General features: G+C 50.2%; 23 protein-coding genes and 1 pseudogene. 2 read left to right on the top strand and 22 right to left on the bottom strand.

Translation table 11 applies throughout. From position 1 onward, the window contains the following. Window positions 1-10 precede the first annotated feature (10 nt). The 3 genes from FYJ52_RS07065 to lepB all read right to left on the bottom strand — a co-directional run bounded on the left by FYJ52_RS07065 (window position 11) and on the right by lepB (window position 1,064). Entirely contained in the window at window positions 11-199 is a 189-nt protein-coding gene (locus FYJ52_RS07065; RefSeq protein ID WP_154576526.1) for a hypothetical protein, read from the bottom strand. An 18-nt stretch (window positions 200-217) separates the two neighbouring features. After that, window positions 218-433 (bottom strand): hypothetical protein, encoded by a 216-nt coding sequence (locus FYJ52_RS07060; protein ID WP_154576525.1) that lies wholly within the window; start codon window positions 431-433, stop codon window positions 218-220. Between the two features lie 79 nt (window positions 434-512). Then, window positions 513-1,064 (bottom strand): signal peptidase I, encoded by a 552-nt coding sequence (lepB, locus tag FYJ52_RS07055; RefSeq protein ID WP_154576524.1) that lies wholly within the window; start codon window positions 1,062-1,064, stop codon window positions 513-515. Window positions 1,065-1,308: 244 nt separating this feature from the next. Here lepB and FYJ52_RS07050 point away from each other — a divergent pair, with 244 nt between their 5' ends. Together FYJ52_RS07050 and FYJ52_RS07045 are read left to right on the top strand one after the other, a co-directional pair. Continuing rightward, window positions 1,309-2,019 (top strand): GGDEF domain-containing protein, encoded by a 711-nt coding sequence (locus FYJ52_RS07050; protein WP_154576523.1) that lies wholly within the window; start codon window positions 1,309-1,311, stop codon window positions 2,017-2,019. Next, window positions 2,012-2,794, top strand: a complete 783-nt coding sequence (locus tag FYJ52_RS07045) for an RNA polymerase sigma factor (protein WP_154576522.1) — start codon at window positions 2,012-2,014, stop codon at window positions 2,792-2,794. Before FYJ52_RS07050 ends, FYJ52_RS07045 begins: the two co-directional genes overlap by 8 nt. A gap of 65 nt (window positions 2,795-2,859) precedes the next feature. On the opposite strand, the gene FYJ52_RS07040 is transcribed toward FYJ52_RS07045, so the two are convergent. The 19 genes and pseudogenes from FYJ52_RS07040 to FYJ52_RS06945 all read right to left on the bottom strand — a co-directional run bounded on the left by FYJ52_RS07040 (window position 2,860) and on the right by FYJ52_RS06945 (window position 22,626). Then, on the bottom strand, window positions 2,860-3,051 hold the full coding sequence (locus FYJ52_RS07040; protein ID WP_154576521.1) for a hypothetical protein: 192 nt from the start codon (window positions 3,049-3,051) through the stop codon (window positions 2,860-2,862). Window positions 3,052-3,124: 73 nt separating this feature from the next. Continuing rightward, window positions 3,125-4,762, bottom strand: coding sequence for a BTAD domain-containing putative transcriptional regulator (locus tag FYJ52_RS07035; RefSeq protein ID WP_205960795.1), 1,638 nt, complete (start codon window positions 4,760-4,762; stop codon window positions 3,125-3,127). A 4-nt stretch (window positions 4,763-4,766) separates the two neighbouring features. Further along, on the bottom strand, window positions 4,767-5,831 hold the full coding sequence (locus tag FYJ52_RS07030; protein ID WP_154576519.1) for a type IV pilus twitching motility protein PilT: 1,065 nt from the start codon (window positions 5,829-5,831) through the stop codon (window positions 4,767-4,769). Between the two features lie 27 nt (window positions 5,832-5,858). After that, complete coding sequence (locus FYJ52_RS07025; protein WP_154576518.1) at window positions 5,859-6,284, bottom strand: hypothetical protein; 426 nt, start codon at window positions 6,282-6,284, stop codon at window positions 5,859-5,861. 26 nt (window positions 6,285-6,310) lie between these two features. Beyond that, complete coding sequence (locus tag FYJ52_RS07020; protein ID WP_154576517.1) at window positions 6,311-6,772, bottom strand: hypothetical protein; 462 nt, start codon at window positions 6,770-6,772, stop codon at window positions 6,311-6,313. Between the two features lie 31 nt (window positions 6,773-6,803). Next, window positions 6,804-7,178, bottom strand: coding sequence for a DUF4860 domain-containing protein (locus FYJ52_RS07015; RefSeq protein ID WP_205960794.1), 375 nt, complete (start codon window positions 7,176-7,178; stop codon window positions 6,804-6,806). A gap of 99 nt (window positions 7,179-7,277) precedes the next feature. After that, on the bottom strand, window positions 7,278-7,622 hold the full coding sequence (locus tag FYJ52_RS07010) for a hypothetical protein (protein WP_154576515.1): 345 nt from the start codon (window positions 7,620-7,622) through the stop codon (window positions 7,278-7,280). 22 nt (window positions 7,623-7,644) lie between these two features. Beyond that, entirely contained in the window at window positions 7,645-8,721 is a 1,077-nt protein-coding gene (locus FYJ52_RS07005; RefSeq protein WP_154576514.1) for a type II secretion system F family protein, read from the bottom strand. Window positions 8,722-8,729: 8 nt separating this feature from the next. After that, window positions 8,730-9,626, bottom strand: coding sequence for a transglutaminase-like domain-containing protein (locus tag FYJ52_RS07000; protein WP_154576513.1), 897 nt, complete (start codon window positions 9,624-9,626; stop codon window positions 8,730-8,732). Between the two features lie 260 nt (window positions 9,627-9,886). Beyond that, window positions 9,887-11,065, bottom strand: coding sequence for a hypothetical protein (locus tag FYJ52_RS06995; RefSeq protein WP_154576512.1), 1,179 nt, complete (start codon window positions 11,063-11,065; stop codon window positions 9,887-9,889). A gap of 2 nt (window positions 11,066-11,067) precedes the next feature. Continuing rightward, complete coding sequence (locus FYJ52_RS06990) at window positions 11,068-12,249, bottom strand: M20 family metallopeptidase (protein WP_205960793.1); 1,182 nt, start codon at window positions 12,247-12,249, stop codon at window positions 11,068-11,070. 2 nt (window positions 12,250-12,251) lie between these two features. Next, complete coding sequence (locus tag FYJ52_RS06985; RefSeq protein ID WP_154576510.1) at window positions 12,252-13,601, bottom strand: amidohydrolase family protein; 1,350 nt, start codon at window positions 13,599-13,601, stop codon at window positions 12,252-12,254. 264 nt (window positions 13,602-13,865) lie between these two features. After that, window positions 13,866-15,002 carry a Fic family protein gene (locus tag FYJ52_RS06980; protein WP_154576509.1) on the bottom strand — a complete coding sequence of 379 codons (1,137 nt, stop codon included), beginning with the start codon at window positions 15,000-15,002 and terminating at the stop codon, window positions 13,866-13,868. A gap of 235 nt (window positions 15,003-15,237) precedes the next feature. Then, window positions 15,238-16,254, bottom strand: coding sequence for a UDP-glucose 4-epimerase GalE (gene galE / locus FYJ52_RS06975; protein WP_154576508.1), 1,017 nt, complete (start codon window positions 16,252-16,254; stop codon window positions 15,238-15,240). Between the two features lie 285 nt (window positions 16,255-16,539). Then, window positions 16,540-17,475 (bottom strand): annotated as a pseudogene (locus FYJ52_RS06965) (GDP-mannose 4,6-dehydratase); the annotation flags it as partial. Window positions 17,476-17,654: 179 nt separating this feature from the next. After that, window positions 17,655-18,980 carry a Gfo/Idh/MocA family oxidoreductase gene (locus FYJ52_RS06960; protein WP_154576507.1) on the bottom strand — a complete coding sequence of 442 codons (1,326 nt, stop codon included), beginning with the start codon at window positions 18,978-18,980 and terminating at the stop codon, window positions 17,655-17,657. A 28-nt stretch (window positions 18,981-19,008) separates the two neighbouring features. Continuing rightward, the gene (locus FYJ52_RS06955) at window positions 19,009-20,097 is read right to left on the bottom strand and encodes a pyridoxal-phosphate-dependent aminotransferase family protein (protein WP_408003707.1); all 1,089 of its coding nucleotides are present in this window, start codon (window positions 20,095-20,097) and stop codon (window positions 19,009-19,011) included. Between the two features lie 290 nt (window positions 20,098-20,387). Then, complete coding sequence (locus tag FYJ52_RS06950) at window positions 20,388-21,344, bottom strand: hypothetical protein (RefSeq protein ID WP_154576506.1); 957 nt, start codon at window positions 21,342-21,344, stop codon at window positions 20,388-20,390. Window position 21,345: 1 nt separating this feature from the next. Further along, window positions 21,346-22,626, bottom strand: a complete 1,281-nt coding sequence (locus tag FYJ52_RS06945; RefSeq protein ID WP_154576505.1) for a CDP-glycerol glycerophosphotransferase family protein — start codon at window positions 22,624-22,626, stop codon at window positions 21,346-21,348. Between the last annotated feature and the right edge of the window lies 1 nt (window position 22,627).

Genomic DNA, 22,627 nt, shown 5'->3' with positions numbered 1-22,627 from the left:
CCCTTATGATCTATCCGTCTTGCGTCGTGTGGACACGGCGCTGGTCCTGATCGTCAATCTGATCCTGCAGATCGTCCTTGATCTCCTTCATCTTCAGCTTGCGCACGATGAGGACCACGATGGCGCAAATCAAAACGATGAGGGTCAAGAGTGCCCAGATGTCAAAATTGACCTGGGTGTGAGTCATTAAAAATTTCATACCGCTCCTCCCAATCGGTTAAAAGAACAGCGGTCCGCTCTTCTGCGCGGCGCCGTTTTCCGAATTGCCATATTTTTCTTCCATTTCGTCTTCGAAATCCTCCTGGCGTTTTTTCTGTTTGCGCCAGTGCAGCAGTCCGAAGAGCACGGCCAGAGCTGCCGCCACGATCAGCGGGATCGTGTACATGTGAATGTGCAGGGTCTCGTGGCAAAAGGTGTAATAAGCCTGAATCATTTGTTTTCCTCCTTATATAATGGTGACATCTAATGGCGAGATGTAAAATTGGCCATTTACGAATCAATCTATTAAACGTTTACTCTTTACCGAGTATTTTCCCCTGGATTTGCGCGGCGGACACGGGTCCGAAGGTTCGGGAGTCGGCCGAATGCCGCCGGTTGTCGCCGAGAACGAAATACTTGCCTTCCGGCAGGGTGTAAGGGTAGATCATGAGACCGTTCGGATTTTTCTCGGTCCGGCCTCTGGCGTAGGATTCCTTCACCGCTGCGCCATTGACGTAGAGGCGGCCGTCCCGGATGTCCACCGTGTCGCCCGGCACCGCCGCGATCCGTTTGATGTAGCGGTCGCCGCTCGGCATCCCGACGGCGACGACAGTGCCGCGGTGCAAATGATTGCCACTGCGGACGAACCAGACGATGTCGCCGTTTCGGTAGGCCGGGGCCATTGAATTGCCCTGTACCCGGGAGATCCCGAATACGAAAACCATCAATGCGGTTAGTACAGCCGCTGCGGCGGCCACCCCGCAGGCGATGCTCAGCGCTTTGTGTTTGAAGGCGGCCGGTCCCGATGCCGCTTCCGGCGGCGGGCCAACGGGTGATGCCCGAAAGTCGCGAAGTCGTTCTGTCATCTTCTGCCTCCTGAAACGCCCGGCCCCGATCCCTAGATGAAATTTCACCGCGATCGTGTTATAATGCCTTTGAGACCTGTCCCCTTTGGCCGGGAGTGTAAACGGCAGACAGCTCTCTCAATTTTGGATTGTCTTAAGTATAAAGGGCCTCCGTCACACGCGGGTCTCATTTCGTTAATTTCTGCTTAATTAATTCATAGATTATGACTTTTTTGTCTTATGACCCAGGAGGTGCCCCGCCATTATGAAGAAAATCGATCGCTTCAAAACCATTCAGCTCGTGCTGTTTCTATTCCTCGCCGCGCTCTCCGCGGTCGTCATCGTCGTCCGCGGGGGCGACCGCCGCAGCGCAGTGCTGCTCCTGTGGGCGGTCCTCGCCCTTTCTTTTTTCTTTATCTTTTTGGATTTTTCCCTGTTCGCCGAACAACAGCAGGCCTACGAGAAAATGCTCGAGACCTTGGGCTCCGATCCGGTCTCAAAAATCGCGAACCGCACCAGCATCGACGCCCTCCTCGACAAATTCGAAGGGCAGCCGCTGGCGCCGACCTTCGCCTGTATCGCCCTCGAGATCGTCAACATTCAGGAGATCAACCAGACCTTCGGCCGGGCCGGCGGCAACGAAGCCCTCAAGCGCTTTTCCATCACGCTGAATCTGGCCGCCCTCGACGATTTCTTCGTCGCGCGCAACGGCGGCTGCCGCTTCGCGGCCCTCTCGGAGGACCTCACTCGGGAAGAGGTCGACGTGTTTCTCAAGCGCGTCGCCGAGAAAATCGCCCAGTACAACAGCCAGCCTGACCATCCGCCCATCCGCTACACCATTGGTGCAGCTTTCAACGATTCGGCCCAAAGCCAGGATATCGTGACGCTGCTCGCGGCGGCCAACCGCCGATTGAACCCCGCCGAGGAGCGCCACACCCTCCCGGCAGCGCCGCAGGAGGCGGCTCCCCATGTCTAACGCTTTTCATCCCTTTCACGCGCTCACGGCCAAGGCCAACGCCGACTACGTGCAAGGCCTGATCGACGGCATCCGCAGCCGGGACGGCAACGCCTTCGCCGCCTTCTACGCCCTGACGGCCGAGCAGGTCTACCGCGACTTCTACCGCCAGCTTGGCAGCGCCTACCTCGTCCAGGACTGCGTCGCCAAGCTCTACGTCTTGTTCGTCCAGGCCATCGGCCGCATCGACACCCCAGCCAAGGCTGCCGACGCCCTCCGCCACATCGAGGCGAAAATTTTAGACTACGTCCGCACCAGCGGCCGCGACGCCCCCCGGGATAAACGCCCCCGGCCGACCCTCAGCGCGGATGTGTCGGAGATCCTGCTCATCGATCTGCTGGACCGGCTGAAGCTGCCGGAAAACACCGTGCCCCTCGAGATGATCGCCGCCTACGACGTGTATTTGAAACAGAAATCCACGGTCCTGCGCTGGCTCATCGCCCTGGCGGCTGCCGTCCTCGTGATATTTCCGCTGCTCTTCGTAAATCCAAAGGGCCAGCTCACACGGGCCGGTGGTGTCAGCCCCTTCACCGGGCGGCCGGCGGTCACGCTGACGGTCAACGCCGTGCTGCCCGTGCGCTCGGTCACCGCCGCGGTGGACGGGCAGGCCGTGCCCATCATGCAGGAAAGCCGGAACACCTACACCCTGCTGCCACAAAAAAGCGGGCGGCTGACGGTCACGGTGAAGACCCTCGGCCGGGGAAAATGCACCGAGAGCCTGCAGATCGGCGACTGACCCGCCGCAAAAAAAGAAGCAGATGTGCCTTTCTCAGACATATCTGCTTCTTTTTTGTACTCCGCCTATTGGGCGTCCGTTTTCTTGTGCTCGCGATTCTCGAATTCAGGCCGTTCTCCCCCGACGACGGAGTCGATCAACTCGACGAGCTCGAGCGCACTGCGAAAATGCTTGGTCTCGTCGCTGCCTACCCAGGTCACTGTGCCCTGCCAGGTCTGATTCCGGGTTTCCAGTACGTCAATGATGAACGAATTCATAATTTCCTCCCGGTTGTTTAAAACTTATTACTATCATAGGTCTCTCTGGTCTCAAGATTGTCTTACGCGCGGCTCAACCGTACATTTTTTTCACCTGGCGCACCAGATCGAGCTCACTGACAAAGGCCGCCTCCCGGCCGGTATCGTCAAAGAGCGTTCCCTGCCAGGTATTCTGGTTCCGCCCCGAAAACTGAATATCAAAGGTTTTGAGCGCACCGGTATCCTGGGCGACCGCTTCCGGCGTATGGTAGTGTGTCGGCGCGTACTGCCAGTCCATGGCCGCCCCTTCGCACGGTCCGCCGCCGAACTTTCGGGAAATGGCGTTGGTCTTCGGCCGCCCCACTTCGTCCAAAATCTGATTCACCGCCCGCACAAAAGTGAGGGCGCCTTCGAAATGCACCGGTGTCCGCACCGCGACGCCGGTGATGTGGCCGCCGAACTCGCCGTTGGCCAGCTGATCGTCAATGCAGACCCGCAGCGCGGAGGCGCTGTTCCGATTAAACGCGGGAAGTACTATCTCGTTTGAGTTCCCCAGCACTTCCCGCAAGGTAAAACAGCGGCGGTACCTGTCACTTCCCTTTTGCCGGTCAAATTTATTGAAAATGCGGTGCATCACCACCTCGCCGGTCTCGTATTGGCAGGCCGGCAGCAGCACGACAAATTGGGTGCGGCTGTAGCGCGCGGCCACGTCTCCGGTCCGCAGTGTGCTGACGATGCAGGCCTTCATCTGCGCCATACCGCGCTCCAGCGCGGCGTTGGCGTCGCCCTTCGCCTTGCCGTCCCGCAATTCCAGGTTGATCAGCGCGATGTGTACGGGAAAGCCGAGGCGGCTGAGCCGTCTGGCGGTCAGCTCGTAGATTTTCTTGAACACGCCGATTTCGCAGTAATACGCCCCCTCGGGCTGATCCGCCTCCTGAAGGACGTGCATGACCGCCTCCACACCGGCGGCCTCGCTGCCCACCTGCTCCAGCGTCGATTTGTAGGCATCGGTCAATTCTTCCGACGGTCCGATGCCCAGGGTTTTGTACAGCGATTCCGAAACCTGCTGGAAGGTTTCTTCCGCCATTTGCATTTTGCCGTCCTCGCCGTAGCTGCGGATCAGAATCGACCAGAGGGTCTCGTCCAGCGGCTCCTCGACCACCGCGCGGCGGACCACCCGCTCCACGTCGGCGTACTGCCCGAAGGATTCGTACAGGGCGGCCAGCCGCTTCGCCGTCGCCATATAATCGTTTTGCAAATAGACCGCAAGATTCGCCGCCCAACGGCCGTTTTCATCCCCGGCCATAAAGGGCCCGGTGTACTGCTCAAAGGCCCGGTTCAAAAGCGCGGCCTGCGCTTCCGGCGCGTCGGTTTGGTCGGCCTGGCGGATCAGTGCCTCCATGTCCTCGTAATCCGTTGCCACCGAAAGCTCGGGGTTCAGCTTGTAGCCCCCTCGAAAGGTGAGGATGAAGGATTCCTCCGGCCATTTGGTTTTCAAAAGCTTGCGCATCCGCCAGACGAGATTTTTGACCACGCCCGGACCGTTCTGCTCCGCTTCTTCACCGCAGACGGCGCTGCTGATCTCGCTGAGGCTCAAATTCCGGCCCCGATTGACGATCAAAAAAGAGAGCAGGTTCAAAAGCCGGTTCGAACGCATTTCTTCCTGCGTCAGGGTCACCGCCCCGTCTGTCAGCATGAATTGACTGAAAAACACAGCCTTGTATGTGTTCACAATTTCACTCCTTTCCAAGCCGGCGGCGCATTGTCTGAGGCTCGCTGGCGTATTGAACCGCGGTGGCCGCGGTAATACGTCCCGCTTTCGCGAGCTGATACAAACTGCCGTCATAGGTCAGGCTGCCGCCTTCGCGTCCGCTTTGAACGGCGGCGCCGATCTGTGCAATTTTATTTTCCCGGATCATGTTTTGAACCGCCGGGGTGACCCGCATCATTTCAAACACCGGGATGACCGTGCCGTCCACGGTCGGTACCAGCTGTTGGGACACCACGGCCCTGAGCACCATGGAGAGCTGAATGGCCACCTGGCGCTGCTGATTGGCCGGGAAGGCGTCGATGATCCGGTTGATCGTGTTGGCCACGCCGACCGTGTGCAGGGTCGACAGCAGGAAGTGGCCGGTTTCCGCGGCGGTCATCGCGACGGAAATGGTCTCGAAATCCCGCATCTCGCCAAGGAGGATGACGTCCGGGCTTTGGCGCAGGGTCGCCCGAAGGGCGGTCACATAGCTCTCGGAATCCGCCGCCATTTCCCGCTGGCTGACAATGGCCTTTTTGTGCCGGTGGAGGTATTCAATCGGATCTTCGAGGGTGATGATGTTGGCGCTGCGCGTCGAATTGATGCGGTCGATGATGCAGGCCAGGGTCGTGGACTTGCCGCTATCGGCGGGGCCGGTCACAAGCACCATGCCGTCCCGGGCGTCGGCCAATGCCACGATCTCGTCGGGAATGCCGATGGCCTTCGGGTCCGGCAGCCCCAGGTTAATCACCCGGATCACCGCCGCGAGCGAGCCCCGCTGGCGATAGGCGCTGACCCGGAAACGGGACAGCCCCGAAATCGAAAAAGAGAAATCGTCGTCGCCTGAAGCCTCGTAGGCCGCCATCGCCCGGCCGCCGGCCAGCTGATAAATCTCCGCAATGAGCTGTGCCGTGTCGTCGGGCATCAATTTTTCGCCGTCTGTTTTGACAATGTCGCCGTTCACCCGCAGGCCCGGCGGCATGCCGGCGACAATGAACACGTCGGAGGCATCCATCACCACCGCTTTTTTCAAGATATCTATGATCCGCATTGTCCCCTCCTTCCTTCGATTCACTGCTCACTGCAGGCCGGACACCGTTGGGTCATCCCCCGCGCCGCCGCGCGCTGCCGGCACCACCTGCATCCACGTGATCCGATGCCGCCCACTGACCGCGCTGACGCCGGCCTTCAGGGTCCCACCGGTTTTCATTTTCACGGTGACCGTCTGCGTTGACGGGTGCCAGGATGCCCCAGCCACCGCCGGCGCAACACCCCGATCCAGCTGGGCGCAGACCTGCTCCGCCTGGTTGGCCGCATTTTGATACGCCGTCTGCCGAGCTGCGTGGCGCTGGGCGCGGCGGTTGTCTTCTTTTGCCGTCACGTAGGCGCCGACGCTAAGGACCGTCAGGCACACCGCGATGAAGACGGTCATCAGCAGCGCGATGCCGATGGGCATCGCCTGCCAGCTCCGCCCGTCCCTCCGGGCTGTGTTGTTTTGGCTCATGTGATCCCCTTTAATCTCTGCGGTGCTCAACTGTCGATTTGGCGCCGACAGCTCACCTGATACAAAGTCCGATGCCGATCCCAAATGACGATGCGGGTGTGCATTGTGCCCTCTGCCGTCCAGGCCGTGATGCGCACGGTGACCGCCGTTTTTTTTGAATCAGCCGTCGGCTTCAGCGCCGCCGTGTAGCGCTGGGTCAAAACCGACCGGCCGGCACTGTCGGTCTTCACGGCCGTCTTCGGAAAAGCCTGGGTCAAAGTGTCGACAAAGGCCTGAACCGAATCCGAGGTTCTAAATATCGCGCTGACGTCCCCAGCCTGGTCTGACGCCCAGGACAGCCGCGACGCTTCGGTGCTCATGGCGCTGGCTCGGGCGAAAAGCACCGTCGCCGCCGAGCTGACCAGGGCGAAGATCAGCATCGCCATTAATAATTCCATCAAGAGCGGGCCCCAGCTGCGCCGGCGCCTGCGAATATTCAGGCCGTCCATTTTTATCTCCTCGTTGGTATCTCAGACACACTCACAACCCGCTGCTCACGGTCATGTACGCCGTCTTCACGCGGCCGCCCAAGGGGGTAAACCGCACCCGCAGCAGATTTGGCTTCACCATTTTCAGCTGAAAAGTTGTCACTTCGGCGATTTCCGTGCCGCCCGCCGGGTCAGCCGAGGCGCCGCGCTGCACCGCCTGCTCCATCATGCGGCTGCCGAAGCGGTAAACGTACGTCGTCCAGCTGCCGTCCGACTGGGCGATAACCAGGGCCTGCCTGCCACCAAAGGTGCCGATTGACACCGTCCCGGGGTCAGCCTGCCGAATCTTCTGGTCAATGTAGGCCGAGATCATCCGCCCGGTCTCATTCTCCTGAGCCGCCGCCTGCTCCTGTCTGTAGGTACGCACCGAGGTGGAGGCTACCCACAGCGCGAACAGCGCAAAGGCGCAGAACAGCAGAATCGGCAGCACGCTGTTGATGCGAAATGTCCTGTTATCCATTGTGCTTCACTCCCCGGCCCCGTCTTTTCGAATGACCGCAACGTCGGGGCGGAGGTTCGCGCCCCGCGGCTGAACTTTCACGGCGAAAGCCCGGCGGTCGTACATCAGGCCGTAATGTGTCGATAAATAGGCCGCGCTCGGGGGGTATCGGCCCTCCCAGGCGTAGCACAGGGTGATGTCCCAGTTCACCGCCCGCTTCAAGGCCTTCTCCTGACGCTGGGTGTTGCCGCGGTTGATCCGGTTCATACCGTAGACCGTCAGCAGCACAATCGCGCAAAAGCACAGCAAGGCGGTGAGGGCCGCCGTCCCAAAAGAACGGCCGCTGCCTTGAGTTCTGGTGAATCGTTTCATCTTTGGTTCCTGTTCCTGCGGCTCACAGGGCCGACATGATGCTCATGAGCGGCACCATCACCGACAGCAGAATACCGCCGACGATCACCGACATGATGATGACCAAGGCCGGCTCCAGCCGCGCGATCCGCGTATCGATCCGGGTGTCCAGCTCAGCCTGACATAAATCGGCCACCTTTTCCAGCGCCTCGTCCATATTCCCCGTCCGGCTGCCCATCTCGACCAGCTGGGCGTACATGCCCGAGAAGATGCCGCTTTGCCGCACCGCCGACGAAAAAGACGCGCCGTCTGCCATCCGTTTGCGGCAGTCGGCCAGCTTGTGCGCAAAACCAACATCGGGGATTAAATCTATCGCCATATCCAGCCCCTCATCGACCGTCAGCCCGCTAACGAGTACCAGGCTCATGTGGGCCGCAAACCGCGCCGCCGCTTCCGCCTGCCACAAGCTGCGAAGCCCCGGCATCCGGCTGGCCCACGCTTGAAGCCGGGCTGCGCCGTGTTCCGACCTGCCTGCGATCAACAACATCGCCGCCAATGCCAGCACTGCGACGATCACCCCAAAGCCGACCCCGCTGAGGGCATTGCCCAAACGAGACAGCACCAGGGGCAGGCCGGTCATACGGGTTCCCAGCTCCTGGAATACCCGGTCAAACACCGGCATGACCTGAACCACGAGAATCAAGACGACCGCCGTGACCATGATCGACAAAATCACCGGGTAGACCACGGCTTGGTAGATACTCGCGCGCAGGCTGCTCTCCCGCCGATAATGCCCCTCCAGCTGGGCCATAACCCGGTCAAGATTGCCGGTCACTTCTCCGGTGTTGACCATGGCGGTCATGTACGCCGGGAAGACGCCGGTGGCCGTCATCGCCTGGCTTAAGCTGTCCGTCTCGCGGAAGACGTCGCGCATCGCGTCGAGAATGACCCGTTCGCCGTCGTTTTCGGCGTCGTCACGCATGATCTCCAGGCCGTCGAGCACCGGCAGTCCCGATTGGATGACCAGCGCCATCTGCCCCGCAAAAGCAGCCAGCTCGTCGACCGACAACTTTTGCATCCGTGTGGTTTTCTCTGCCATGGTTGTGTCTCCTTTCGGCAATAACCGGCTCAATACTGGTACATGCAGGTATAATGGCTGCGGTCCCGCATATACTGAGCGGCTTTTTTTCGGCTGCTGGCCGCCGCCAGCGTCGGGTCGATAAGGGTCCAATGCTTGCCGTCGAACTGGATGACCCCGTCGACCCATCCTTTCTCTTTGAGGTACACGCTGATCCACGCGTGATAGACGTCTTCGTTGTAACCGACCTCTAATTTCGTCGGAATGCCCTGATCGCGCAGCATCGCCGTCATCAGCGACGCGTAGTCCAGACAGATGCCCTTGCCCGTTTGCATCGTCCTGTCCGGATCCGGCAGGTAGTTCACCGGAATGTGCGCCGCCATTTTTTTGTCGTAGTCGACGTGCCCCGTGACGTAGTGAAACACGCGGGTGATGTAGTCGATGTCGTCGTCCGACCGATCGGACAGCCGTCTAGCGTAGGCCGCGCAGTCCGAATCGTTGGTGTAGGTCACGTATTGATTCGGGTAAAGAAACGGACCGAAGGGGTCGCTGAGCTGAACGTCGATCTGCTGAGACAAAGCGACCGCGTAACGGTTGTCCGTCATGTGGGCGTATACGACAATGGTGTAACGGCCGTCTCCCTCGGTGAGGGCCACCGCGTGGTAGCTGCCCTTCTCAAAGGGGTAGGGTGTCCGCGTTCCCTTCGGCCCGATCACCTGCACCTGCACCTTGTCGGCGGCTCCGGTGTAGCGGACCATGACGTAGCCCTTGGCAGTGTTGGAGGCGTCGATCGCCGCGTCCGCGCCAGTGTACACCTGTGTCCCCGACGCCTCGGGCATGGCCGCCTTTTGGACGGTTTTTCTGCCGCCTCCCCGGCCCGCGGCACAGCTGGACACGAGGATGAGGATCAGCGCCAACACCACAGCGCTTCTGCCTATTCTGCCCATTGTTCAAACCTCATCTGATTTTGACCGGCGCCGTCCGCTCCGCCGAACCTGCCGCGCCTCTCTTCCGTCGATCCCACCGCTTTTATAATTAAACGGTTTTTTTATATTTTAATAAAAATCAGCGCGGACTGTCAATATCTCTATTTTGCCTGTTGCCGGGATATTTTCTGATCTCCGGAGTTGACTGTGCGGCCGCAATTAAAAAAACCTACCCTTCTATTTTTAGATTAGAAAGGTAGGTTATAATTCAAAACCGATTGCTAAAAAGGAAGCACCTTCATTATGGTGGCAACGACAGTCGTGCAAATAGCCATAGATGTCACGTTAGCCACTGTCACGTGTACACCATCCGGTAATTTTCCAGCAAAATATTCCGCAACAGGCCCTCCGAGAACGCCACCAAGGGCGCCCGAAAAAACTGCCACCGAAATATTCGCTCCAAACATTAATACACAGGCCGGCCCGACGCTCACAACGGGTACGTAAGTCGCGTACCATCCTCCATCTTCAAATTTGCTTGAATACAAAAAAATACCGACAGCTGCACCGATAAACTGGCTTAGCACAATAGCTGGAATCTGACCACTGCCATAAGCGCCGTGTTTCCCACAGATAATTTCCCCAACAATTAAACCGATCAGGAGGAAGACTGAAGCCACTTCATTGCCATAAAATGGCGCTTCTGAGAATTCAGCCAGCACACGTCTCAAAAACCATTTCGCTGTGTAGACATTTTCCTTCGTATCTATTTCTTTGTGATAAGACCGAGTTGGTTTGGCCTGAACCCAAGGTAAGGCTTTGCATACCATACAAATAATTAGTCCTGTAATAGCCATAGTAGAGACATTTGCCACTACTCCCGGCAATTTCCAAGGACTCACGATATAAGCGCTGATCCAGGTTGCAACCGGCGGACAAAGCAGACCGCCTAAAACAGATGAGGTGAGCAGCGCTGACACGCTAGGGCCATAAAGCAACATAACCGCCGGTGGTGCCCCGACAACGGAAATAAACGTCGCTATCCACGTAACCGATGAATTGCTGAACAGATTAATGTATCGAAAGACAAAAATAGCTAAAAACAGCGAAATGGCTTGTGAGGCAAAAACCCAAGGAAAGAGAGAAGCATTGCCGTAGCAGATTTCAAACCCTTTATACTTAGCATTATGTTTAGCCAACTGCCATGCCACAAAGCCACCTAAAATCAAACCGATCCCGGCAAATAAACTGGCGTAAAACTGCGCTTCCGTAAAATTCATAAAAAACCAGGCAATTTGCTTGGGTACTGAATGAGTAATGTCATCAATCATATTAATATAATTGAAGAAAGCATTTGCTCCCTCAATAGCTTTTAAGATGAAATATAAGCAAAATCCGATGGTCAGACTCATTACCAGACCTAAAATTGACCCAAATTTTCTTGTTTCCGATTTTTCCATAATTAATCCTTTTTGTTTGTTTGCATGATGTAGTTGATGTAGAGTTTTGTAAATCTCTGAACGCTTCTCAAATCGATGGATTCATTAACACAGTGAGCAAGGGCATCGTCTCCAGGACCTGCAATCGCAAAAGGAATATGCATCTGTGGAATAAATTGAGACGCATCGGTATAAAAGAAATGCCCTCTTTCTCCGGTATTGATTCCCACTTTCGCCCCAATGGCTTTTAAAGTTTGAATGAGCGGATGATCTTTGCTGGTTTCAATGGCCGGTCGATTGTTAATGACAGTTTTTGAGATTTTAAGCTGCCCTGAACGCGTCGACACCTGACCGGCTTCCTTCAAAAGCTGATCGATGATCTCATCGATTTCTCCCTCTAAATCTTTAGAGGATGTATCCGGATTTGTCCGAATGTCCATTTCAAATTCGGCGTGGGCCGGAATAATATTGGTCATACTGCCACCAAAGATCTTGGTCACTGCCGCTGTCGCCGGTCCTAGAATCGGATGCACCGATTTCGCTGTCACCATGTTCTTAATCCTTTGGCTTAAAAGAGACGCGTATTCTACCGCATTGATGCCCAACGTCGGGCGTGACGCGTGTGCAGATACTCCGTCGATGGCAACGTGTATCCAAAGAGCGCCTTTTTCGCTATTGCTAATCTGTTCACGGGAAGGCTCGCAAACGATCATCGCATCGACTGCGTTGAGATAACCGCTAGATAAAACTGACTGGATGCCGAGACCTGAAGCTTCCTCATCAGAAGTAAAACAGAAATATACCGGCCGCTTTAATGTCACTTTATTTTCGAGCAAATATTTTAACGTCAGTAGCATGGCGGCATCTCCGCCCTTCATATCACAGGCCCCGCGGCCATAAAGCGTATGATCCTTAACCACGGCGCCGTGCGGCGGATCGGTCCATCCATCAGCTTCTGAACAAGCCACCGTATCTAAATGCCCGACGAAAGCGACACCGCCGTCGTCTTCATCCCCTTCCAGCTTCACAATAAGCGAAGCTCTATTTGAGGCATTTTGGATTTTAAACTGTGTCACATCTTGTGGGAGTTGGGCGACGATCCAATCGACCAATGCCTCTTCATTACCTTCCGGCTGACAGGTATTGGTACGCACTAGCGTCTGTAAAAGCGTTTTGCATTGTTCTTCAGATGGATAAGTTTGCATCATCATTTCCCGTAAGAAAACATGGCGATTTCGCCAACACCGGTTCTGCGAACCATACCAAATTTAGAGACCCAGCCGCCAGCGCCACAGTTTCTTCTGACCGCCCGATTTTCAAAGGAAACAATCTGTCCATTTACGATTGTATACGTCGCTAATTTGTCGTTCTGATCGATTACCGTCACGTTACCCAATGCGCCTGCGCCCAGATGGCCCAATTTTTCCGTCCACCAATTGTTGGCTGTGCGTTTCGCGATGAGTTCCGCCGGATTTTTAGTCATGCACGCGACAGCGTCGCTGAGCGACAAAATACCCGCTTCAGCCAGTTCGATGATACATGGGATATCGTCTCTTGTGTCGCCGAATCCTTTCATAGTCGCCTGATTCTGTCCATCGGAAATGAGAATTTTAACTTTTCCAGATGACAATGCATCATAGGCCAATTTTTGGGCAGCTTTAGGCATTTGTAAGCCTTCTCGGCTGCCGCCCCCAGTTCTTAACATGGTCGTAACAAATTCGCCGGTAATATTGCCGCCGATTAAATCTAATACGCGCTGCATTCCTTCAACCGGATCCATGTGTGTGCCGCACCCTGCTGCCGTCGCGTGTGCCAAATGAAGCGGTCTCCCTTTGGACAGAGCAGCCAATCGTTCTGCATGTTCCGGATCTTGAGTATGGGACATATAGATCAATTTTGCTTCAGACGTAATCTTAAAAATTTTATCGATGTTTTCATCACTCATGATAAAATGCCCCATATGATCTTTGATCCCGACACAAAGGGCTGCGGTCGTATTGGTAATGCTGTTTCTCGTCATTTTTGATGACATGGTTTCAGCATCAAGTTCTCCTTTAAACAACTGAATCAATTCGTCTGTATCGAGCCGCGTTCCTAACACATTTGCTGCGCCGAGATAGACTCCCAAATTAATGGGCACCCCATGGTCAACTTCTGCACCCAACAAAGACGGTGCCATAAAGGTATTCCCAGCTCCTGGTGAAAGGCCCAAGGTAACGCCATCTTCAGCTGCACAGAAAATAGGATTGGTCGACACTTCAAATAAATCCCCTAAATGGAGATGCATATCGATTAACCCTGGCACGACTAACAAACCTCCGCAATCAATCACCCGATCGCCTTCATCCGGATGAATCCCGTCTGCCACTTCTTTGATCAGGCCGTCTTCAATCAAGACGTCGCGCTCATCGTCGATCTTATTTTTTGGATCAATCACATGGCCGTTTTTTAATAAAATACGGTCGTGTTTCCATAAATCCCCCACGGTATCTTGCATTGCGCCGTTTTTGACCGTAGCCAAAACTGAATCAGAAAGCGGAACCACATGGTGATACATAAAAAACCTCCAAAAAAAATACGACGCAAGAACTCTGTTCTCACGTCGCTGTGATGTAAATTATTGTATTGATTTTATTGTAGTCCCTAATCGTAGATATTCAAGATAAAAAATTGACGATCATTTGTAAATATATGCTTCACTAAAAATAGACTTCCGTCCTGCCGGCACCAATCGCGAACCTCAAATGATTCAACTTTTGAAGATCTGCCGGATTACGTATTGACAGCTCACAATATGGTGATGTTGCTCTTATCATCATCGCTATAGTGCTTTTATTATTTCCGGACAATAGTATGTAATATTACGTCTCTCCTCGCCCCGTTTTAATATTCCGAACTTGATAAATTCATTAATAACATTATAAATCGTTGCGTTGCTTACTTTTATTTCCTTTTGGACCTGTTGAGCTTTAAAAACAGGTTGAACAAAAATAAAGTCTAATAAATTAATTGCATATCTTGATTTCATTTTAGTCAAGCAAATATCTTTAAAATGATCATATAGAGTTAAAAGTAAATTTACCTTGCGAGTGTTTTCTTGTGATTGATCGATAATACCATTTAAAAAATATTTAATCCAAGGCACAAAGTCATCATTGCGTGAAGCAGTAGAAAGCATTTGTAAATATAAAGCTCTGTCAGATTCAAAGTACGAACTCATGTAAAACGTTGGATACGGCAGCACCTCTTTATAATACAACAATAATGGAATTAACAATCTTCCAATTCGTCCATTTCCATCTTCAAAAGGATGAATCATTTCAAATTGTACATGTATTAAAGCGGCCTGAAGCAAAACATCGATTTCGTCATAATGAATATACTTTTCAAGATTTGACATATATTCGTCTGTCAACGTCGGTGGTAATGGCGTAAAAGTAATAGCTTGTCTGCTGCCGATATAATTCTGTGCACGCTTAAATTCGCCCGGGTTTTTTGTAGAGCCTCGCACATTGCTTAACAAAACTTTGTGGATTTCTTTTATTAAACGCGTACTCAACGGAAGTTTTCTTTTTCCCTCATCGGAATTATCATTGACCGTTGACATTTTTTCTAAAGCAATAAATAACGCTTTTCGATAATTTGCTACTTCGTGCATTTCGTCTTTTGCAATCGGGACATCGTTGCCCGCATTATAATTAAGGAAATCATCAAGTGTAGCATGTGTTCCTTCTAGCTTTGACGACAGAACAGCTTCTTGTGAGATTAACGGTGATATCAAGAGCATAGGATTTGCCGTATTTAATAAAAATCCCTTATATGCCCCTAATGCATTATTAGATTGTCCTATTAATTTTACAATCTCTGGATCAGAAATTATATGAGTTAAATTTATTGGTAATTTATCTGGAATATGTGGGACAGGCGCTTTTTGCAAAATTTTATCTATGGATTTCATGGCAATACACTCTCATATTATTTTATTATTCTAATCATAACAAAATTATTAGAACAATGACACCCTTATTCTAATAATTCCCGATTTATTAGAATAACAGCATTCTTATTCTAATAAATTGGAGATTGTTAGAATAAGCTTGACTTAACAGGTAGGCACCTACCTCTTCTCATGACTCAGTTTCATAAAAAAACAGCCGCCGCATCCCTGCGGCAGCTGTGTTGCGCTGCGTCTCTTATTTCCGATACCCGTCTGGGTTTTGTTTCTGCCAATTCCAGGAATCCCGGCACATGTCTTTCAAATCGCGCTTGGCTGTCCAGCCCAGCACGGCTTTCGCTTTATCCGCATTGGCCCAGAATTGCGGCAAATCGCCTGCGCGTCTCGGCCCGATTTCGTACGGGATCTTTAAATCGTTGGCGTCTTCAAAGGCGTGGACGATGTCCAGAACCGAATACGGTGTGCCGGTGCCCAGGTTGAAGATTTCCGTCCCTTTGTGATTTTCCGCGTATTCCACTGCTTTCACATGGCCTTCGGCCAGGTCGACCACGTGGATGTAGTCGCGGCGGCAGGTGCCGTCCGGCGTATCGTAGTCGTCGCCGAAAATCGTCAGGTGATCCAGCTTCCCGACGGCCACCTGAGAAATGTAGGGCATCAGATTATTGGGAATGCCCTTCGGGTCTTCGCCGATTCGGCCGCTTTCGTGGGCGCCGATCGGGTTGAAGTACCGCAGCAAAACGAGCGTCATGTCGGGATTGGCCACGACCGCGTCCTGCAGAATCTGTTCCATCATCGATTTGGTCCAGCCGTAGGGATTGGTGCAGCTGCCCTTGGGCATCGTTTCGACGTAAGGGATCGGATTTTCTGATCCATAGACCGTCGCGGATGACGAGAACACGAAACGGCTGACGCCCGTTTCCGCCATGCATTCCAAAAGGGTCAAGGTCGTGTCGATGTTGTTGCGGTAATACATCACCGGCTTTTCGACTGATTCGCCAACGGCCTTCAGCCCCGCAAAATGGATCACGCAGTCGATGGCGTTGGATTTGAAGATTTTCATCATCGCGTCCCGATCCTGCACGTCCGCTTCGTAATGTACAATGAATTTGCCTGCCAGTTCTTCGACCCGTTTCACCGCTTCCGGCGACGAGTTGGCATAATTGTCCACGATGATGACGTCGTGGCCGCTTTCAATCAAAGCTAATGCTGTATGACTGCCGATATAACCGGCTCCGCCGGCTAAAAGAATATTCATGTCTTTCCTCCTCAAGATTTAGGTTATCTTGGTTTGATCCACTTTATTATAGCGTAACACGCGCGCCGATGCTCCCCTTTACAGAAAATTTATACAAATTTTATGGCGGATTGATTGTGCGTTCGGCTAAACCGCGTTCTGCCTCAGATTTTTTATCGACATTAATCAACACTACTTGAAGGATGAGGGTCCCATCCTTTTTTTATTGACCTTGACTCGCATTTATGCAATTTTCCGCCCATACTTCATTTCGCCGTAAACTAGGACATCGGCAGTCATCTGTCCTCAATCCATCTCGGCGCGTTTGAGTTCTTCTAGATAACGATGCAGCGCATCCTGCCAGGTCGGCAGCGGCTCAAAGCCGTTTTCCGCGAGCTTCGATTTGTCTAACCGGCTGTTGAACGGCCGCTTTGCCTTGGACAAACCGTATTCTGCCGTCGTCACCGGGATGACTTTCGTCGAATATCCGGCCTGTTTGTAGATTTCAACGGTAAAATCGTACCAGGAGATGTACCCGCCTTCATTGGTCGCGTGATAATAGCCGTACTTCTCGCTGGGAATCATATCTACGAGGAGCCGAGCCAAATCAAAGGTGTACGCCATGTACCAGACAATGGTCTTGCGGATGCCTTCTTTGAACATCGTTTCCGGTTCCCAGCCCAGTTCCGCTTTGATCTTGTCCGGCGCAATCGCGTAACGGCGGTCGTGTCCCTTGCGGTCAGTGACATGTTCGATCAAATCCTTTGTGATGTGGGCCTTTCTCGGGTCTGTATCCGGCAAATATTCGCGCAGCACGTCAATGATCGTTTCTACAATTTCGATGTTCTGTTTTTCGTTGTGTCCGCCGATGTTATAGGTTTCGCCGTCCCGGCCTTTCTGTTGAACGAGATCGATGGCTTTGCAATGATCTTCCATATAGAGCCAGTCCCTCACGTTCTTTCCGTCGCCGTAAACCGGCAGCTTCTTGCCGTTCAGCGCGTTGTTGATCATCAGCGGGATCAGCTATTCGGGGAACTGATACGACCCATAGTTATTGGAGCAATTGGTGATGTTCATCGGAAAACCGTAGGTGTCGTGATAAACGCGCACCAGCATGTCAGAGGACGCTTTCGATGCCGAGTACGGGGAATGCGGCGCGTAAGGCGTCGTTTCGTAGAAATAGGCGTCCGGATCTTCCGGCAGCGAGCCGTACACCTCGTCTGTGGAGACGTGATGGAATTTTTTGCAAAGAAGAAATTACAAAATTAATGCTATATTTCCCTTTCAGCACTTGTCGACTCTCAACACCTGAGCCACGTTCAATCGCATGCTGCATAACAATCATAAACATCGCGAGAACTCGAAGTAGTTCAAAATTGGACTCTCTTTGCCGTGCCATAAACTTCTGATTCCTTCGACAATCAGCAATTCCGATTTCTGAACTTCTCCATTACACCCACAATGGCCTTGGTAACATTTCGATTAATATAGAACTCTGCATTACCATTTTGAATTGCGTGTGCAAACTCCACTAATTCATAGCGAATTCCGTCACCTTCCAACTGATAAAACTGACGTTTATTATTCTCCGGGTTTTCATAACGAACTTCAAAATAATCTGTTTTCCACCAAGGCGCCGGAACATAAATATATCCCTTTGTTCCAGATACAATAAGTTCACCTTCGGACTTTACTCCAGTACCAACTTTTATTGTTGCCGTTACATCAGGGTAGTTCAAATTTACTTTGGTAAATGCATCCGTTCCTGGATAGCTTTTATCTTCAACTGTAAAGAAGTTTATTTCAGTATAGTCAGTTCCAAGTATCTGGAATATCGGTAGTAATGCTGTTGGTCCCCATCCTTCCATACTACCCCATTTCTTACTCTTTTCTCCAAAATTACCATAAGTGCGTAAACTGGTACAAGTCGCATCAACTGACACCACCTTTCCAATCTTTCCGCTCTTTACAATAAGAAGCAATCTTGAGTATGCCAGCATGTAGGCTGTGCGAATTGCTTCCATTAAAATTAGATTATTCTTTTCAGCAAGTTGAATCAATTCATCATACTGTTTCTTTTGCAATGCGATTGGACTTTCGCATAAAACATGTTTTCCTTTTTTAAGGGCATGACAAATCTCATCATAATGCAATGTTGGATGAGAATGAATATAAACTGCATCTACGTTGTCCAGCATTGCACCATAACAATCGGTTGAAAATGAAATCTCCTTTTGAACTTCTTCCAGTTTAGTGAAATCCGACGAACATAGTGCTGTTACATTCACTGCATTAACAAATTTCGACTCGTTATAAACTTTGTCGAGAAAAGAAGAATATCCCAACATTCCAATTTTTACAGACCCTTTTTCAGCCCGAAGATCAGAACTCGATACCCCTTGTGTCCGGGGAAGATAAACAACTTTGCAGAATTCATTCAGATAATCAAAATAACCTTCCCAGTCAGATCCAACTGTAAAAATATCTACTTCGTAGCGCTTGATATCATCAATTTTCTGGCCTTCATACTCCTCAACAATAATTTTATCTGCTATTCCAGTTGCTTTCACTGCAGCGACACGCTCTTCCAATGTCTGTTGAACATTGATCTTACCGCGCTGTCTGTCAAAATCGTCAGCTGTAACCCCAACAATCAGATAATCTCCCAAAGCCTTGGCTCTCTCAAGAAGCTTGATATGACCGTAATGCAGCAGGTCATAAGTGCCATATGTAATAACTTTTACCATTAGGTCACACCTCTCTCCCAATAACTGCTTACAAAAGGCCTTTGCTCATCAAATCCTTAAAAGCATTCACCAATGTTGTATTATCATCGTGATTCAGATATCCAATGTGTCCAACCCTAAAAATAGCATCCTTCATATCACCACCATTAGGGCAGATCCAGATACCATATTCATCCTTTAACTTCAAAAAGATATCATAAGCATTTGCATGGAGAGGATGAAGCGGTGTTACTCCATTTGCCGGTGATTCAGAAACTATTTCAAATGGCAGATCTTTAATCTTTTCACGGAAGTCAGCCGCTTGTGCCGCAACACGTGCCACTTCTACATCTTCTCCTCCAGCAGCCTCAATCTCTTTTAATCTCGTATTGATCTGAATGAGAATTCCAACTGCCGGAGTAAAAGGAGTCTGACCTCGTTCCATATTTTTAAGCGCATCCGCAAGATCGAAATACATTGAATTTACATGTGCCTTCTTTACTCTCTCTACTGCGATAGGCGCTAGCACTACAATTGATATTCCCGGAGGACATGCAAGAACCTTCTGTGATCCTGTCAGCATAACGTCAGCACCACATTCTGCCATGTTGAAAGGATCTGCAAGAAATGACGACACACAATCACAAACATAGAACAAATGATTCTTTTTGCAGAATTCACCTATCATCTGCGTATCGTATAAAACACCAGTTGAAGTTTCATCCACATTCACAAGAAGACCCGTAAAGGGCTGACCATCATACCGATACAACATCTCTTTGGTAAGCTTCTGCCCATGATTCAATTTAATCTCTGTATAAGGAATATTATGAATCTCACACATCTGAGCAAATCTGGCGCCAAAACTTCCTCCATTGACTACCAAAACATTATCTTTCTCCGTAAAGCAATTCATAATAACTGCCTCCATCGCTCCTGTTGAAGAGTTCGTAAGAAAAACAGCTTTAGATCCCCTCGGTGCTTTCGTAAACTTGAGCATCAGTCTTTCATTCTCAAACATCAGTTCTGAAAATTCGGACGTTCTAAAATATGGAACTTGCTCTGCACCGACAACACGAACTGCTTTTGATGACATAACCGGACCAACAGTAAAATTTAGCATAACATTTCCTCTCATCTCAAGTAAAACTCCTGTAGCTTTTCTACAAAGTATTCCTGAATCGACTTTACACCACTCAGACCAACGGAGAAGTGCATTCCTTATAGCTTCTATTCTATTACTAAACCTGCAGATAATCTTAGAACACGCATCATTCCAGGACTGATAATAATAGATCTGCTTTAGGAAAGCTTGTCTTTTTATAGTCTTTCAAATAATAGAACGATCCACTAATATGGAACAATGCATTACCTAGAAACAGCGTCACATTTACATAGTTCTCCTATATAGATGATGAAGATTGCGATTTACATAAAGAACTTATCTTTGCAATAGCTATAATCCACTTTTCCTACATTGCCAGCAAGCTGCAATGTCTTCTCAGCGAAATACAGATCATGAATTGCCAGCCCATAGTTGTACACAAGAATCCGTTCTTGATCTGATTGTCTACCCAGTGTACTCTCATTCAGGACATCCGTGTGATTCGTTACTGCCTTAAAGGAATTAAAATACTTAAATCCCCGTATCTGCTCTATCTCATCGGTATACACATGATCAAAGAACAGATCACAGTTCTGGAATCCTAGTGTCATAATCGGGATAACCGTACAACCTTCTTCGTAACAATCATTTTCACAGAAATCAGACTCTGCTCTAGTCAATGCAGAAATGATAATATCTGATCCCCTAATCGTATTTTCATAAGTATTGCAGAACTCAAACCTAACATTACTGTATTTCTTATATCGTTCAGAAAATCGAATTTCTTGGTCATGATGCCGATACAGCTTAACCAGCAGTTTTTTATTCTTTGTCTTCTCAAAGAAAACATCCATACAAGCCGTCATAATATTACCAAGGCCAATAAGACCAATCGTCCTGAACGCCTTCTTTCCATACATAATAGCAGAATGAGCTGCTGCCGCGCCGGTGCGAAGAGTTGTAATGTATTCCGCATCCATTACCGCTTTCAGTATGCCTGTATCCGCTTCATACAGAAGAAGATCACTCATCATAGTCGTTCTCTTCTCTCCCGGCTTTGGTGTATGACGGCCAATCATCTTGACCATTGCCACATTATCTTTTACAGATAGGCATGGCATAACTGCGTAATAGTCGCCATGCTCCTGTCCCATGCGCGTCTTTACCGGCATCAGAAAATCTGATTTATGCTTCAAAGCATCATCTATCCAGTCGTAAAAGTTAATTGATGGCACTCTTTTTAATGTATTATTGACTTTATAGAAATCTAATAACTGCATTTTATGCCCCCCTACATTTTTTAATCCCAATAATATCCAACACACGTTTGGCCGAATTGCCGTCCGTGTATGTGTGATAGTCCTTCATCACTGCATTTCGGGCATCTTTATATTTATCGATTCTATCGGCTATTTCAGATATGCTCTCTTCCAATTCTTTCTGATTGTAAACATGATATCCTTTCATATAGTCAATTGCATTTTTGGGGAATACCCCGCGCGATTTCTCATATTCCTCATAGTCATCAAGAGTGAAAACAATTGGCCTGTCCTTAAGCAGAAAATCAATGGAAATTGAGGAATAATCGCTGATCATCGCATCTGCCATAGAGATGAACTGATACAATTGTACACCTATATCGTGAAGATTTTCGTCCCTCACTAAGAGAATATTATCAAAATGACTCTTAAATACTGGCAAATCTGCCTGCAGATGGTGCAGCTTAAAAACCAGAAGCAAATTTCTTTTCTTTAGAAAATTTGAGAACTCCTGAAGACTGTCTCTAGTTTCAAAAATCGGAAGCCCTGTCTGATTTTTGATATAATCCTCTGAGAGAGATTCATTATTTGATTGCCTAAAAGTAGGCATCCAGAAAATCACTTTTTTATAATGATCAAAATGCCATTTCTGGTTGATTTTCTCTCGCACGTTAGCATTTGACCAAAAGAAATAATCAAGCCGTGGATACCCCGTGATAACCGCTTTCTTTTCTGGCTCCTGCCAATATTCAGACATACCTTTAGCCGGAATAGGTCCAGTTACTGTGATCATGTCGTAATGGGTCAGATCATTTGTTGTAAATCCGCCTTTTGCCGCTTTATATCCCCAGCCATGAGAAAGGTAAATAACCTTTTGTCCTTTCCTTTTTAGCAATGGTGCTAATAGATTACAGTGGTCATAAATATACCACTTGCATGTAGATAGTACCTCTCCCCACCTCTTATCAATTTTCCGTGGTACCTTCTGAACAAATTCTGTATTCGGGAAATCCTCAGGGTTCTTCTGTTGCAGCGTTCTTGCTTCTCCTACGTGATCTACAAGCCATGCGACATGATACTTTTCCAAATAATCATTGTGCCGCATATAGTTATACAGAGCAAAAGCATTATCTGATAAATCACCTTCGCTTTCCATTACAATAAGATGTTCATCCATCGGCCTATGTCTCTTAAAGTAGTAAAACCATTTATTGTTGATGACGACTGCTAAACGAAAGCTAACCACCTTCATTGAGCCCACAATCCCATGTTTTTTTATCTTTTGAAGAATGTTGCCTCTCATC

The sequence above is a fragment of the Pseudoramibacter porci genome (assembly GCF_009696145.1).
Taxonomy (GTDB): Bacteria; Bacillota; Clostridia; order Eubacteriales; family Eubacteriaceae; genus Pseudoramibacter; species Pseudoramibacter porci.
This window is presented reverse-complemented; position numbering and strand designations above follow the sequence as displayed.

Bases quoted from the DNA above. Each gene is read 5' to 3' on its own strand.
- FYJ52_RS07030 (WP_154576519.1), bottom strand. From the start codon at position 5,831: ATGCGGATCATAGATATCTTGAAAAAAGCGGTGGTGATGGATGCCTCC.
- FYJ52_RS07045 (WP_154576522.1), top strand. From the start codon at position 2,012: ATGTCTAACGCTTTTCATCCCTTTCACGCGCTCACGGCCAAGGCCAAC.
- FYJ52_RS06950 (WP_154576506.1), bottom strand. From the start codon at position 21,344: ATGCAGTTATTAGATTTCTATAAAGTCAATAATACATTAAAAAGAGTG.
- lepB (WP_154576524.1), bottom strand. From the start codon at position 1,064: ATGACAGAACGACTTCGCGACTTTCGGGCATCACCCGTTGGCCCGCCG.
- FYJ52_RS07050 (WP_154576523.1), top strand. From the start codon at position 1,309: ATGAAGAAAATCGATCGCTTCAAAACCATTCAGCTCGTGCTGTTTCTA.
- FYJ52_RS07025 (WP_154576518.1), bottom strand. From the start codon at position 6,284: ATGAGCCAAAACAACACAGCCCGGAGGGACGGGCGGAGCTGGCAGGCG.
- galE (WP_154576508.1), bottom strand. From the start codon at position 16,254: ATGAATATTCTTTTAGCCGGCGGAGCCGGTTATATCGGCAGTCATACA.
- FYJ52_RS07010 (WP_154576515.1), bottom strand. From the start codon at position 7,622: ATGAAACGATTCACCAGAACTCAAGGCAGCGGCCGTTCTTTTGGGACG.
- FYJ52_RS07060 (WP_154576525.1), bottom strand. From the start codon at position 433: ATGATTCAGGCTTATTACACCTTTTGCCACGAGACCCTGCACATTCAC.
- FYJ52_RS06980 (WP_154576509.1), bottom strand. From the start codon at position 15,002: ATGAAATCCATAGATAAAATTTTGCAAAAAGCGCCTGTCCCACATATT.
- FYJ52_RS06985 (WP_154576510.1), bottom strand. From the start codon at position 13,601: ATGTATCACCATGTGGTTCCGCTTTCTGATTCAGTTTTGGCTACGGTC.
- FYJ52_RS07040 (WP_154576521.1), bottom strand. From the start codon at position 3,051: ATGAATTCGTTCATCATTGACGTACTGGAAACCCGGAATCAGACCTGG.
- FYJ52_RS07000 (WP_154576513.1), bottom strand. From the start codon at position 9,626: ATGGGCAGAATAGGCAGAAGCGCTGTGGTGTTGGCGCTGATCCTCATC.
- FYJ52_RS07020 (WP_154576517.1), bottom strand. From the start codon at position 6,772: ATGGACGGCCTGAATATTCGCAGGCGCCGGCGCAGCTGGGGCCCGCTC.
- FYJ52_RS06990 (WP_205960793.1), bottom strand. From the start codon at position 12,249: ATGCAAACTTATCCATCTGAAGAACAATGCAAAACGCTTTTACAGACG.
- FYJ52_RS07065 (WP_154576526.1), bottom strand. From the start codon at position 199: ATGAAATTTTTAATGACTCACACCCAGGTCAATTTTGACATCTGGGCA.
- FYJ52_RS06995 (WP_154576512.1), bottom strand. From the start codon at position 11,065: ATGGAAAAATCGGAAACAAGAAAATTTGGGTCAATTTTAGGTCTGGTA.
- FYJ52_RS06945 (WP_154576505.1), bottom strand. From the start codon at position 22,626: ATGAGAGGCAACATTCTTCAAAAGATAAAAAAACATGGGATTGTGGGC.
- FYJ52_RS06960 (WP_154576507.1), bottom strand. From the start codon at position 18,980: ATGGTAAAAGTTATTACATATGGCACTTATGACCTGCTGCATTACGGT.
- FYJ52_RS06955 (WP_408003707.1), bottom strand. From the start codon at position 20,097: ATGAGAGGAAATGTTATGCTAAATTTTACTGTTGGTCCGGTTATGTCA.